General features: G+C 56.9%; 15 protein-coding genes. 7 read left to right on the top strand and 8 right to left on the bottom strand.

Annotated elements, in window-relative coordinates; genetic code table 11:
* The first annotated feature begins 160 nt into the window (after nt 1-160).
* The 4 genes from AC1DNK_RS23655 (at nt 161) to AC1DNK_RS23640 (ending at nt 3,623) form a co-directional block, all read left to right on the top strand.
* Nucleotides 161-388, top strand: coding sequence for a hypothetical protein (locus tag AC1DNK_RS23655; RefSeq protein ID WP_477943625.1), 228 nt, complete (start codon nt 161-163; stop codon nt 386-388).
* A gap of 339 nt (nt 389-727) precedes the next feature.
* Complete coding sequence (locus tag AC1DNK_RS23650; protein ID WP_477943624.1) at nt 728-1,948, top strand: CHASE3 domain-containing protein; 1,221 nt, start codon at nt 728-730, stop codon at nt 1,946-1,948.
* Between the two features lie 45 nt (nt 1,949-1,993).
* On the top strand, nt 1,994-3,145 hold the full coding sequence (locus AC1DNK_RS23645; protein ID WP_477943623.1) for a sugar ABC transporter substrate-binding protein: 1,152 nt from the start codon (nt 1,994-1,996) through the stop codon (nt 3,143-3,145).
* A gap of 127 nt (nt 3,146-3,272) precedes the next feature.
* Nucleotides 3,273-3,623, top strand: a complete 351-nt coding sequence (locus tag AC1DNK_RS23640) for an HNH endonuclease (protein ID WP_477943622.1) — start codon at nt 3,273-3,275, stop codon at nt 3,621-3,623.
* 256 nt (nt 3,624-3,879) lie between these two features.
* On the opposite strand, the gene AC1DNK_RS23635 is transcribed toward AC1DNK_RS23640, so the two are convergent.
* A complete protein-coding gene (locus AC1DNK_RS23635; protein ID WP_477943621.1) occupies nt 3,880-4,116 on the bottom strand; it encodes a DUF2934 domain-containing protein in 237 nt (78 codons plus the stop codon).
* A gap of 43 nt (nt 4,117-4,159) precedes the next feature.
* Here AC1DNK_RS23635 and AC1DNK_RS23630 point away from each other — a divergent pair, with 43 nt between their 5' ends.
* Entirely contained in the window at nt 4,160-4,348 is a 189-nt protein-coding gene (locus AC1DNK_RS23630; RefSeq protein ID WP_477943620.1) for a hypothetical protein, read from the top strand.
* Between the two features lie 252 nt (nt 4,349-4,600).
* Here the strand turns inward: AC1DNK_RS23630 and AC1DNK_RS23625 are convergent, their stop codons facing one another.
* Nucleotides 4,601-6,358, bottom strand: a complete 1,758-nt coding sequence (locus AC1DNK_RS23625) for an FAD/NAD(P)-binding protein (protein WP_477943619.1) — start codon at nt 6,356-6,358, stop codon at nt 4,601-4,603.
* Nucleotides 6,359-6,559: 201 nt separating this feature from the next.
* Here AC1DNK_RS23625 and AC1DNK_RS23620 point away from each other — a divergent pair, with 201 nt between their 5' ends.
* Nucleotides 6,560-7,108 carry a response regulator gene (locus AC1DNK_RS23620; RefSeq protein WP_477943618.1) on the top strand — a complete coding sequence of 183 codons (549 nt, stop codon included), beginning with the start codon at nt 6,560-6,562 and terminating at the stop codon, nt 7,106-7,108.
* Between the two features lie 486 nt (nt 7,109-7,594).
* Here AC1DNK_RS23620 and AC1DNK_RS23615 read toward each other — a convergent pair whose 3' ends face one another.
* From AC1DNK_RS23615 to AC1DNK_RS23605, 3 genes are all read right to left on the bottom strand, one after another.
* The gene (locus AC1DNK_RS23615; protein WP_477943617.1) at nt 7,595-8,206 is read right to left on the bottom strand and encodes a general stress protein; all 612 of its coding nucleotides are present in this window, start codon (nt 8,204-8,206) and stop codon (nt 7,595-7,597) included.
* A gap of 21 nt (nt 8,207-8,227) precedes the next feature.
* Nucleotides 8,228-8,539, bottom strand: a complete 312-nt coding sequence (locus AC1DNK_RS23610; RefSeq protein ID WP_477943616.1) for a PepSY domain-containing protein — start codon at nt 8,537-8,539, stop codon at nt 8,228-8,230.
* Nucleotides 8,540-8,632: 93 nt separating this feature from the next.
* The gene (locus AC1DNK_RS23605; RefSeq protein ID WP_477943615.1) at nt 8,633-8,773 is read right to left on the bottom strand and encodes a hypothetical protein; all 141 of its coding nucleotides are present in this window, start codon (nt 8,771-8,773) and stop codon (nt 8,633-8,635) included.
* A 485-nt stretch (nt 8,774-9,258) separates the two neighbouring features.
* Between AC1DNK_RS23605 and AC1DNK_RS23600 the strand changes: the two genes are divergently transcribed.
* Nucleotides 9,259-9,450, top strand: a complete 192-nt coding sequence (locus AC1DNK_RS23600) for a CsbD family protein (protein WP_112386590.1) — start codon at nt 9,259-9,261, stop codon at nt 9,448-9,450.
* Between the two features lie 156 nt (nt 9,451-9,606).
* On the opposite strand, the gene ligD is transcribed toward AC1DNK_RS23600, so the two are convergent.
* From ligD to AC1DNK_RS23585, 3 genes are all read right to left on the bottom strand, one after another.
* Entirely contained in the window at nt 9,607-12,252 is a 2,646-nt protein-coding gene (gene ligD, locus AC1DNK_RS23595) for a DNA ligase D (protein ID WP_477943614.1), read from the bottom strand.
* 816 nt (nt 12,253-13,068) lie between these two features.
* Nucleotides 13,069-13,254, bottom strand: a complete 186-nt coding sequence (locus AC1DNK_RS23590) for a hypothetical protein (protein ID WP_477943613.1) — start codon at nt 13,252-13,254, stop codon at nt 13,069-13,071.
* Nucleotides 13,255-13,309: 55 nt separating this feature from the next.
* Nucleotides 13,310-13,516 carry a hypothetical protein gene (locus AC1DNK_RS23585; RefSeq protein WP_477943612.1) on the bottom strand — a complete coding sequence of 69 codons (207 nt, stop codon included), beginning with the start codon at nt 13,514-13,516 and terminating at the stop codon, nt 13,310-13,312.
* Nucleotides 13,517-13,556: the final 40 nt, after the last annotated feature.

Raw genomic sequence — 13,556 nt, 5'->3', positions numbered from 1 at the left:
GCCAACAGCAGCAACCAATGAAAGACGTCACTGGAGGCCCCAATTGCGATAGGTGCCTTCAAGAGCACTCGTTTCGGGCCAGTAACGGTACCGAGATGCCGCCCACCTCACGAGCGGGCTCGACAACTCGAGCCCGATCCCAAGGAAACGGATCAATGGCATGAAGACAACGGTTAAAAGCATTTCCATCACTCGGCCCTTCCAACTGGCTGGGATGGCCAAGCCACACCCGGCGGGGACCTTTGACCTGCGGGTTGATGAAGAGCCGATTGACGTCATGTGGGAAGCCTATCATCGGACGATGACGCTTATTTTGAAATCGGGTGGTCTCATCGAGGCTTGGCCTATATCCGAAGAAGATCTGGAAAAGGTGCTGGCCGCTAGTTGACGGATCAGGCCGTCGAACCGTCTTCCTTCGCGATCTCCACGCTATCCGGGAGGAATAGCTCGTGTCGATCGAAGGTGCCGAGCCCGGATCTCCACGGCGATGTGTGCTCGGTGGTGGACGGCCCAGCCCAGTCTTGATCACCAGTCAGTGCAACTTCGCATTTGGTTGTAGCGCTCCGATCGTAAATCAGGCACCAATGCGCCGATGACTATACCGAGCCCTTCGCCCCTTCGATCCACGTCCGCGTTTTTGCTTGTCGGGTTTTTGGCCCTTACGGCGATTGTCGCCATGAATTATTGGCTGGGGGAACGAGCGCAGTCCTATTTTGAGGAGGCGATATTGGCACGCGATATACGGATCGCCGCGGTCGAGTTGCGAAATGCGATGCAGACTGCCGAGTCCAGTCAGCGCGGGTTCATGGTGACGGGTAACGAGATCTATCTCGCACCCTATCAGGCTGCGAAGATACAGGCTCAGCGCCATCTGTCCGCACTTGAGAAACTCCTCTCTCCATCGTCCGGGTCCGATGCAACCTTGACGCGCTTAGAGACCCTTCTTGCTGCCAAATTCGCGGAACTGGATCGAACCATCGCACTGAAGCGCGAAAAGCGCGACGACGAGGCACTGGCGATTTTCCGCACTAACAGCGGCAAGGCGCTGACGGATGAAGCCAACGTATTCTTCGCCGGTATCATCGGCAGAGCGGACGATAAACTGACGACCGGCGTCGCTGAGCAGCGGGCCAACACCGGATGGGTTCGGCTTGTGTCTGGCTTTGGATCACTTGTGATCATCGCGGTGATCGGTGGAGCAGCTTATGGAGTCTCCGGTTATACCAGAGCGCTGCGTGCCACACGCGACGAGGTGCACGCTCTCAATTCCGAACTTGAAGACCGGGTGGCTGGGCGCACGCTGGATCTGGCCCGATCTCGGGATCGGGCCGAAGTGTTGCTGTCAGAAGTCAATCACCGCGTTGCCAATAGTCTCGCCCTTGTGTCGTCACTTGTCAGCCTGCAATCCAAGGCATTGGCAGATCAAGCCGCAAAGGATGCGCTAGCCGAGACACAAGATCGTATCTTTGCAATTTCCCTGGTTCACAAGCGCCTTTATGGCTCCGGTGACGTTCGCGCTGTTGATCTCACCGAATATCTGGCGGGCCTGCTCGAACACCTTCGCACCTCACTGCGCGCCCAGGGCCACGGGGTAACAATCTCGTTTAAGATCGACGCTGTAGAGCTGCCGACGGATGCCAGTGTCAACCTTGGCGTAATTGTCACCGAGCTGGTGACCAATGCTTTCAAATACGCCTATCCGCACGGAATTGGCGAGATTCGAGTGAGTTTGAACAGACTCGATCGAAACGTTGAGTTGCTCGTCGAGGACGATGGTGTTGGACGTGCGGAAGGCCAACCCGCCAAGGGGACAGGCGTCGGCACCCGCATCGTTAATGCGATGTGCTCAAATCTCGGCAGTAAAATCGAATATCGGACTCGCAATCCCGGGACAGCCGCGCGATTGTGCTTCCAATTGGAAGAGCCCAGCGCCTCGGCGACAGGGTAAGAATCGATGTGCGCCGTCGTACATTCTACTCCGGGTGAAGGGACAATGCGTCTTGATCGAGGCACCACACTGAACTGCTCTCGCAGCATTTTGACGGCTTGCGTTGTGCTGGCGGCTTTCGGCCCGACACAAGCGCAAACAGGTTCACCCGGGATAACGCAAAGAACAACCTTTGCACTGTACGATCCAGCCCGGCAGGCCTGCTCCAGGCCTCCCGGCCTGAAAAGGGAGTTGGCCTACATCCAGGAAAACGAACGCCAATTCTTGCAAGGCGTGAACCACGGCCTCGAGATGGCGGCTCGGAATCGTGGGCTGAAATATTCTCGAACCCTCGCTAAAAACGACGTCTCAAAGGCAATCGCGGAGATCGACCGCTATCGACAAGAAAAGGTTGGAGCACTGGTCGCGACGTCGTCGGATCCGGCGGCCGTAAGTGTGGGTCTCCAGCAGACAATATGGGCGGGAAGCTTTGTCGGCACAATTGTTCCCCCGCCCGCGACTCTGCTACTGAACGCTCCCCAGTACGCAACGGGTAAAGCTTTGGCGGATGCTGCAATTCCCTACATTAAGAGCAGGCTAGGCGGAAAGGCCAAAGTCGTTCTGCTCACCCAGGATACGATGGAATTCCTAACACCCCGGTTCGAAGCCATGCGCAATGCGCTCGCCGAAATGCCTGGGGTGACGATCGTCGCCGACATTGCACCAAACCCTGTCAGCAAGGAAGGCGGCTTTGCAACGATGAATGTCATTCTTCAGGCCAATCCTGATGTCGACGTCGTGCTCGGCGGCGATGCTGTCGTGCTCGGCGCATTGCAGGCCCTTCGCGCGGCCGGCAAAGATCGATCCGAGCAGTTCCTAGGGGGGATCGATGGCGAGCCAGAAGCCGTGTCCGAAATCAGGAAAGGTGACAGTCCATATAAGGCGAGCATCTCGTTGAATTCGCCCGTATTCGGATATGCCATGGGGGAGTTTGCGGCCGACTGGCTCGACGGAAAAAGCATACCGCAGGCGATGGATATCTTGCCGATCGCGCTTACCAGAGACAATATGGATCAGTATCGCGTCGATCTTGAAAATCCTGCGGCAGTTTATGCCGACGATGCCCGAAGAAATAAATACCTCAAAATGTACGGCAACATTTGCTACGACACCCGGGACCAATATGTGAATTTCCCGTGGTCGTCTGAAACCCATTAGGTCTGACCTCAATAATCAGATGCTAAAGAAGTTGATCGCGGCACATGAGATTATTATCCGAATGATTGGTTGGCGGCGCCGAGACCAAGTTTGCAGTAAGCGCAGATGTGCATTCGATTGAGGGCAAATGGCACGCAAGATCCGAAACGAAGTCTCTTCATGGCATATTGAGCAGGAATTAACGCCTTGCCCGCTTTGCGACCGCGTTATCCCTGAGGGTCAGATAGAACATCACCACCTCGTGCCGAAAAGTAAAGGCGGCAAAGTCACCATCGCCCTGCATCGTGTCTGTCACCGCCAGATACACGCAGTCTTCACTGACGGACAGTTGGCGAAAACTTTCTCGACCATCACGGCACTTCGTGAAGACCCGGCGATCCAAAAGTTCGTAGGATGGATACGGACCAAGCAACCCGGATTTTCCGATGTCGCAAAGGACTCAAAGCAGGGTTCTAGCCGAAATCGAAGGCCTTCTTGATAACTGGCACCCCTCAAGAGACTGGCCGGGATAGTAATCGCCATTCCTAGCCCCGATCTCGCACAACTCACAACTGACGTTTCCGATAATCTCGCCAGAAGCGCACTGATCCGCTTCCTTTGACACCCGCGGCGTCGAGACAGCAATCAGCAAAATTGCAGCCGGGACGAAGGCACGTTGCTCTGGTGGCCCACACAAAGGTGGGCCAACTTGATTTCTGGCAGTGGCCCAAGGTGGCTTGGTATTGTTGATGAAATCAATCCGGGGCGACACTGGATGGCGGCCTGTCGATCGGCGATGCCATTTTTCTATTTTTGCGGTTGAATTCATCGGAGGCGTGTTGGTTGGCTTCAGTGACCGCGGCTGCCTCCTCTTCGGTCTTCTCATGCTGCTCTTCCGCCCGACGCCAGTGGTCGTCATGCTGGCCGTCTGGGCGGCCCTCTTCTTCCCAGATCTTGTAGGCGCGCTCACGTTGTTCTTGATCTCTATCCATCGACGTTCTCCTGTTGGTGACTGATAATCGCGAAGTCCGTCCAATGTTCCTGGAAGCGCGTCGAAGATTTTTCGATGGCACGAAACTCTCCGTGAAGGGCGGTGGTCGTCGGAAACACGAGCTGGCCACCCCAAGAGGATCGAATGATTATCACACTGACATCGACTGCCACCAGGTGGAGGCTGATTTCGGCGATGCCGTGAACATGGCGCGATCGGAACATGACCAGTGACTGCGCACGGACGAAAGCCGTGAGGGGCTAGATAAAAAGACGGTAGCGCTGGGACGTTCGCTCACCCGGAAGCCGGCTCTACAGTGGAACGGTCATCGAGATCGCCAAACGCTTTGCCATGAACATGCTTGCGCAATCAAGCATCGATGAAGAACCTGACATGTTGCGTGCCGTAGCCCGAGGGCGCGCCCGTCGGTTCGAAGTCTATCGAGGCGGCATCCGCGAGGCAGTAGTTTCTGTCGGTATAGCCGTCTACGTCGGTTCCCCAGAGCTGCCGAACTGAAACAGCCGCTCGTCCCTGCTGATTGAGGCTAGGATGGCGCGCGCCACTCGCTTCCCGAGTTCATGCGAGCTGGTAATTCCCTGGACGAAGGGAAGCTTGTGAAGCAGAAACGGTACGGAGACGCAGTAGAGATGATTGGTCAGGTCTGGTCCGACGCGCGGCCGAAAGTCTTCATCGATGTCGATGCCCCCGGTCCTACGGAAAGAAGAGTAGGCCTTGTCCAATTCTCGGATTGTGGTCTTCGCGTCCCTCAAGACGTCGGCGCGCCGCAGGCTCGGGAATGGAAGGTCCGATGCCGACAGTGCATGCTGGCCGGTGGCGTCAATGAACGCCGAAAAGCTCATACTCTGGGTGTCCGTGCTGACGATCGTATTAGTTTCGTCGTCGGTGCGCCGAATATCGTAATCGTCGCCTAAGGCGCGTACCCGAAGTTTGCCGACATTGTGCAGGGCCAGTAGGCGTTCGACGGATTGGTGGGGGACGGTAGCATAGTCGTCAATGAACACCGTTTTGAAGTGCTCGTGGAAACGCTTTAGGTCGCTCTCTTTAAAGTGGGGCACAGCGAGGGCGACGACCTCATGCATGCGCAGGATCGCATAGCGCCATTCGACTGTCGAGCGAGTTGCCTTGTTAGCTCTTGCCTCAGAGAGATTTCTCGCCGCCCACACGAACGGGTCTGCCTCTTCGCGGACCCGGAAATACCTGTCGGCGATATCCTCGACCGTCGACAGTCCCAGTCCTATCCTTGCGGCGTAGTCCGGATCGGTCAGGACAATCTCTTGTTTGAAGAGTTCGAAGACCTCGTCCAGGAGACGATCGGGAACGTCGGAAATCAGTCTTTCGACAGCGCTCTTGGTGCACACAACAAGAGGCCTGTAGGGCATCGGACAGTAGAAATCCGCTTCGGGAAGCAATCCCTTGCGTGACATCATGGTGAGATGAAAACCCTCGCTGTCGGGCTCTGGTTGATAGTGGAGCGTATCATCCTCATCACGAATGAACATGCCATGAGCTGTGGCCACGGAAACGACGGCGTCGATTCCGCTCAACGAGGTGCCGAGGACACCCACTTCGACTGGCCCAATCCGCCGGATCGCGTCGGCGGGCCATGGAGACGAGAAATAGCCGGGCGCGACCTCGGTGTTTTCCGGCCAGTCATGACCTGTGGCCATTATGACGTGACCGAACTGCGCTTCGCCAGCCTCGCCGCCGCGACGTGCGAATGAAAGTGAGATATCGTCCCTCCCGAGCTTGATATCGAGGATTTTGTGACCTGCTTTCACGTCGATGGCGTGACGAGCCGCAATCCCGCGCTTCACCAGCATCCAAAACTGGTCCGCAAAATAGTCCCCGAGCACGACGCGGGGATAAAACTCACGGTCACCAATTGCCCGTCGTCCTATGCTCAGCACCTGGAGCTCGTCGTCAGTTCTGGAGCAAAGCCAATCGACAAGGCTCTCGCAGATCGGCGGTATCTCGATACTAGCGATGTTGGCCAGCATCGCGCGGTCGTTTACGGCCGGATGGTACGGCGTGCCCTTCCCGGCATCTGGCGTCTCCTCGAAGATCGTAATGGAAAGAGGCCTCTCCGACGCGATGAGGCCCTTCAACGCATAAATGCCGGTTGGACCCGATCCGATAATAGCTATCCGTGTCATGAAGTCTTTCGATAATCGCGCCAGAATGGTCGGCGGAAGTTGGGGAGTAAGGAACGTGGGCTTATCCACATGGTTCCGATGTCTCCTGATCCGACTGTGAACAGGTTCCCTCAGAGCCCCCGGAATCGCGTCAAGTTCCCGGAAATTCGCGGAACCAAATCAAGGCTTCCGCATTTTTCTCCGCCTGTGAAAACGGGGCAGCAACAGTCCTCGCTGACCGCGTTTGGATTTCCGGCACACTTGCCCACTTCACGATTGCGAGACCTAGCTATGGATCAAAATAGAAACGATTGGACCGCCGCACGTGCCTATGCTCTCTGGGAGCAAGCTGGACGTCCCTTCGGGCAGGACAATAAACACTGGGCACAGGCCGTGCTCGAACGTGATCTGCTTGAGCTGACACGCGCTTCGAAGGATGGTGCAGAGGTAATCTCGCGCGCACGCCCGAACACGCCTGACCGTTTCGGCATGAGCCACAGCGTGCTTATCGTAGAGGACGAGCCCCAGCTCCGCTACAACTTTGTCGATTTCCTTGAAGAGGCAGGACATAGTACGTTTGAAGCAGCGAACGCCGACGAAGCCTTTATTCACCTCAGAAATAACAAGATCGATATTCTCTTCACCGACGTCGATATGCCCGGGAGTGTGGACGGCCTTGGTCTGGCTGCGACGGTTCGCACTCAATGGCCTCAAATCAGAATCATCGTTACGTCCGGATTGATCACGCTTGCCCATCACGATGACGAACTTGGCATTTCGTTTCTCGCAAAGCCGGCATCGGGGTTTGAACTGCTCGGACTGATTGCTTCCGGCGGTTAGCCAGCGAGGAAACTTCCCAAGAAATGGCCCAACGATCGACCATGAGCCGTCGGAGTGACACCGCTTGACCAACGGGAAAACCGTCCCATGATGGAAGCTTGACAGACGCGGCCGGTTGGTCGGAACTTCTGCGCCTCAATTGAGAGGAGCTGTCGTGAACTCTGTCGCGTCCCCAAGCCATTCGATCGGCGAACCTGACGCCAATGGTTGGAGTCGCTCGGTCATCATCGACGCTATGAAACAACAATGCCGGGGTCTGGTCAGGTCGCTCGGGTTGCGGAGCGAGGTTCGCGCGTCCACTTCACGAGCGAAGCCATGCGGCGATCGGGAATTCGTTCTGATTGACCAGTCGACACGAGAGCATCTTAGGAAACGAGAGCGCTACGGGGTTCCTGTGTATCTCGGTCGTGCAGTGGGGCTCCCCGGTGATCAGCAAGAAAAGCCCCGCATAGGCTGCGAGGCTTCCCATTTTTTGTGTTGCTGTGATTACAGACGATTGTCACGATACCGGTCGCGTTCAGCGGCGATCTGCGCCGGTGTGTAGGGATCCGCAGCTTCGTCAAAGCGTGTCCAACCCTGCTCGGTGTAGCTCGCACGGCGAGCTGCGACATCGACACGTGACGAATTGAGGATCGCCTCGGCAGGTGCGCGTCGGTCATCTTCGACACGGGCTGTCACGACGGAACCGCCACGACGAACACTCTCTGCGTAGAAGTTCGCGTCCTCCTCCGGCACGCCGGAATCAATCATTGCGCCGACAATACCGCCAACTGCGCCGCCCGCAACCGCACCAGCGACCGCACCGGCTGCCGCCGCAGCAAGCCAGCCTGCAGCAACGACGGGGCCGACGCCGGGGATCGCAAGCATGCCGAGGCCTGTCAGGAGGCCACCTGCGCCCCCCGCGACTGCGCCAATACCGGCGCCGGTGCCGGCACCTTCACCCGCTCGGTTGCCCTGCCCCTCGACATCGGGGTCGCCGTTTGCCTTATTGGTGACAATGCTGATATCGTCCGAGGGGACGCCCGCATCTTCGAGCGCCTTCACGGCTGCCTTGGCGTCGTCGTAGCCGTCGTAAAGTCCTGTGATCGTGGTTTTCATGGGAATTTCTCCGTTATGGTGTTACTTCGCGAGCGTGACGTTGCCCTGGAAGTCCAAAGAGACATTTGCTGGCTTGCCATCCTTGGAAGCGGCCGCGCGCCAGACGCCCTGGTCGTCCAGCTTCAGGCCGGATACATCCTTGTAACCGGCTTCCTCGATCCGGGATTTCGCTTGATCTTCGGTGAAGCTGTTCTTGCCAGCGACTGGGGCGCCAGGGTTCTGCTCGGTGTTGACCGCAGGCGTCGTCTGCGAGGTGGTTGGCGTCTGGCTCTGGGCGAAAGCCGCAGATGCTATAAGCACAAGGCTCGCGGTGAGAAGGGTGATTTTCTTCATTGGTGTTACCTCCTGTTGGGTGGAACGAAAACACGTTGAAAACCTAGAAGTTCCAATGATTTATTTGTTCGCGAGGCTGTTGTAACTCGTGCTTTAAGCACTATGCGAGATGGTCTCGCTCTCAAGCAGTTCGAAATTGTCGGCGTCTGAACTGAACAGCTCTCTGACGACTTGCTCGACGCCGGGCGTGTGGACGGATCGCAGAGCGGTTTGCTGCAGGGCGACATGTGACATGGTCTCTGCACCACTTTGAGCGAACTTCGGCACACCCTTCCCTTCTCGACGTAGACACAGGGTTTATTTGTCGCCGACAATCACAAGCTGCAATGCGCGTGGCGCGCCATGCCGCGTCGCCGGTTAGCGCGACCCTAACTTCGACCAGCGATTCTTCCGGCTGAGGCTGTTGTCCCCGTCACCCGTGGGAACTATGAAATCGCCCACCGTCACGTTGAGCCATCGAGGCTCCTCCTCGCCAGAGACGAGAAGCTCACGGGTGGCCGGGCCGTTGCCCTCGGCGACGACGACCCGATCGTACTCCACGGGTGCCGTTTCTAAGCGAAACCTCTACTTCGCCGCCGGTCGCGGCGACGGCTGGGCACGCAGCGTGGTCAAATCCATCAGCCGGTAGCACCAAAGGATTGCCCGGGCATGGAACAATCTCTTGAGACTGCCGTTGATATCCCACTGAAACAATTCAGTTTCTGAAAAGGAGAAATTCGATGGGCAGCACAGCTGACAAGGTTTCCGGTAAGGCAAACGAACTCGCAGGCAAAGCCCGTCAGGGTGTCGGCAAAGCCACTGGCGACCGTGAGATGCAAGCCAACGGTATTGCGCAGGAAGCCAAGGGCGATGCGCAGCAGGCCAAAGGCGAAGCCAAGGATGCAGTTAAGAAGGTTGTCGACAAAGCGTAAGCTTCTGTTGACGTGAAGAAGGCCCACCAGAGGTGCTACCCGGTGGGCCTTTTTTGTTGCCGTCCGCGTGGAGACTGTCGGCATTGTGTTGCCTGCGTCGCTGCCAACGGACCTTCTTCCAGTGATGGACATTCGAATGACATGACGTTCGATATGCTATACGGCTCTCGTCTTCCCTCTATTTAATCGCTTCATCGCCTGTTCAAGGGAGCGCTGACCATCACAGTAGCTCTCCCACACGCTGCTGTTCTTTAAATGCCCCGGCACCGTACGGATGGTATATCGCGCTGGGTCGAGACCTGCCTTCACCTGTGTCCAGTTCAGCGGCATCGACACGGTCGCGCCAGGACGTGCTCGCGGGGAAAGCGGTGCGACTGCGGTCGAAGTTCGATCATTGCGCAGGTAGTCCAGGAAGATGCGGCCATTCCTCTGAGCCTTAGACATCTTAATGAGATAAAGGTCGGGACTATCCCTTGCCATCTCCTGGCAGACATCATGGGCAAACGCCTTGCCTTCATCCCATGACAGCTTCTTGCCCTTCGGCACCAATAGCGGCGTCACCACATGGAGGCCCTTTCCTCCGGTCGTCTTGCAAAAGCTGACGAGGCCCAGTTCCTCCAACCGGTCCCGAATTTCCCGTGCCCCTTCAACGACGGTCGAGAAATCGACGTCAGGACCGGGGTCGAGGTCGAACACCAGGCGACCCGGTACTTCCGGCTGGCCTGGCTCACAGTTCCATGGATGAAGCTCGGTGCCACCGATCTGCGCGATTGCTGCCAACCCTTCAACGCGGTCGATCTGCAGGTAGGGTGCCTTGTCGCCCTTGACCTTCACTTGCTCGATCAGGTTGGAGGTCCCCTGCATGGCATGGCGCTGGAAGAATTGCTCTCCGCCAATACCATCCGGCGTCCGGATGATCGAGCATGGCCGTCCCTTGATGTGTTCGATGAGCCATGGGCCAACGGCTTCGTAATACTTCGCCAGATCGACTTTTGTAACCGGGTCGTCATCGAGAGCGTCAGGCCACAGGGCCTTGTCTGGGCTAGAGATCAAAACGCCCATGACGTCGACTTTCGCACCCTTACGATATCTTGATGGCTTCGGTGCCGTCGGCTTGCCGGTCGGGTCCGGGAGATCGGTCGCCGCCGGTTTTGCTGGCTTCTCAGCCTCCACCTCGCGTGCTGGCTTGTCCTCACGCAGTCCTTTGAACGCTGCTTGCCTGACCTGTCCATCAGCGGTCCAGCCGGCAAACTCGATTTCCGCGACCAGTTCTGGCTTCAGCCACACAATATCCGGGGTCTTCTTCGGTGCGCCAATCCCGGTGAATGGTGACTTTGATGCCTCGATTTTCTTGAGGCGCGGCAGCAGCTCGTCGACGACGCTAGCCTTGTAGCCCGTTCCCACCCGACCCACGTAGACGAAATGATTACCGCGATTTACGCCGACCAGCAGCGACCGGAATTTGCCGTTCGTGGTTGCGTATGCCCCGATAACGACCTCATGTCCTGCCCGGCATTTTGACTTGGCCCAGGTTTTCGTCCTCCCTGATTCATAGGGGGCGTCGGCTTTCTTCGAGACGATCCCTTCAAGAGAAAGCTTGCATGCTGACCGCAAAACAGCGTCTCCGCCGGTCTCGAAGTGTTCGACGAACCTCAGACGGGGATCATCACCAGCGTCGGACAACAAAGTCGCCAACCTCTCCTTGCGCCCTGACAACGGAAGCTCGCGGAGGTCTTCGGCACCTTCGAAAATGAGATCGAAAGCAAAGTAGACAAGGTCGTCGGTCTTGCCTTCCGAAAGAGCGGCCTGCAGCGCTGCAAAATCCGGAGCGCCATGCTCATCAAGGGCGCAAATCTCTCCGTCAATGATCGCGTCGGGTAATTTTGAACCTGACTGCTCAATCGCGGGATACTTGGCGCTCCAGTCTAACCCCTTCCGAGTCTTCAGAGCCACCTCGCCGTCCTGAATGCGCATCTGTATTCGGTATCCGTCGAACTTGATCTCGTGAATCCAGCCGGAGGACGTTGGCGGCCGCTCCAATGTTTCACACAGCTGCGGCTCCACAAACTCAGGCATGTCAGAGACGATAGCTTTGCCTTTAGCCTTGGTGTTCGTTCCGGCTTTCCGCCCTTCATTGGCAAGTCCTTGGCTGCTATCCCAAACGGCGTCTGCCTCGACAGCACTTCCTGTTGTCATGAACGGTTTCGGCTTTCGGCCCTTTCCCAAAGCAATCGCTTCCATCGTCCTCCCCGACGCTACCGACGTATGATTCTCGTCGAGCACTGCTGCGCCATCTTCCTCGACCGAATGATCGTCGTGGTGCTTGATCAGCAACCAGTTGGTACGTTTTTCACCTTCCTTGCCACGCATTCGAACGAGAACAAAGCTACCGTGAAGTCGGTCGCCATCGAGGGTGAACTTGAAATCGCCTTTCGCCAATGCTTGCTCTGGGCTCTTGTTTCCTTCTGGTTCCCAGTATCCACGGTCCCATAGCATGACGGTACCGCCACCATATTGTCCCTTGGGAATGGTGCCTTCGAAATCACCGTAGTCGAGGGGATGATCCTCGACCTCGACGGCCAATCGTTTGTCCTGGGGATTGAGCGACGGTCCTTTGGTGACAGCCCAAGATTTGAAAACGCCGTCGAGTTCGAGGCGTAGGTCATAGTGGAGACGGGTCGCATCATGCTTTTGAATGACGAAACGCTGGCGGTTTGACGACTGAACGGTAGTCTCCCCGCTGGGCTCAGCGGTTTTCTTGAAATCCCGCTTATCGCGGTACTTCGACAGATTGTCAGCCATGGCGTCTTCCCCGTGTTGATAAACAGTCGAAATGTCCCAACCTCAATCAAGGTTCCCCACCGGTGGTGCGGGCGATTTGCATTCACCATTTGGCCAGCGGGGAACGCGCCGCGACGCGACCCTGGAAGCAAGGTCGATTGCACAAAGCGGAGCTCTTAAACTTGGAGCTGCGCGATGCGAATTGTCATAGAAACCATCGATACAGACGGCGGGTGTCGTGCGTTGATGATAGAACCGATGGATTGCGACTGCAGCGTGCTAATTGTTCGGCGCAACGCCAGGCATATCCTAATTCCACGCTCCTTCGTCATAGACTGGAGCCCAGTCGGTTGGGAAGAAGGACCGCTTCCGATCGATCGATGGATCAAGCGACGACCCGAAGTCGTGTGCTTCTGACGCTGTGTTTTCTGGTTGGAGGCGACCACAAGCAACCGCGTGCTGCCGCCCGTAAAATGCCACGGTGAGCATAGATCGCCACTGGAACGGTCTGATTTTCGAAATTGAACGAGGGGTTCTCTTTAACCTGGATGACAGCGGAGCGGATATCTGCGTCCAAATTTCCGCGCCTCGGGCGTTCATCATTCAATCCCTGCCCGATGGCCAGAAGGTGTTGTTAGACACAGAGCCTGGCAGGAAGATTAAGGTCCCAAGGCGACCAATGTGGTGCCGAAGACCGCATGAGACTATGGCAGCTACGTGCTGCCACAGAATTCCGTCCTCTAAAGTAACAATGGTATCGCTGGCTTTCGACACCATAACGCAAAGTCAGCCTTGCACTTGAGAAAATTATTCCTGGTGGGATACGGCACACTGCGACTACGATTCTGAGGTAAAGACGGGCTGGTCGGGCAGCCGCAAGCCAAGGCGCACGCTTTGTCCTGACGCCCAGGAAAGTGCAAAGTGAATGCCTGTAAAATCCTGCTCGGTCACCTTGCCTAGCTCGGTCACCCGAACAACGAATCGCTCTCCTCGAAGGATAAGATCAACAGCCGACTGTTTCATTCTTCGTCCCGTAATCGGTGGAAATTCGTTGGGTGCGTCAGAACCTTGCAAGACACTAAGATTTGCGCGCTTTGCCCAATACAGTAAGCAACTCGGTTTTGGCCGTATATCCGGCCTGCAAAAGGTCGAAGAGGTGCGATGCCAAGAAGCATCCCTCCAGGCTGTCCGGAGTGACGCGGTGCGTTGCACAGTACTCAGCCATGGCCTCGAATGCCGGGGTCACGTCATCATTGAACGAAATCGCGCGGAATAGCTCCGACATAGATCGCCCTCCCTGTTAGAGGGGCGGCGAGAGCTCGTAT

This window comes from Rhizobium sp. 01N424 (assembly GCF_056399485.1).
Note: the sequence above shows the minus strand (reverse complement) of the source record. Positions and strands in the feature narration are given on the sequence as shown.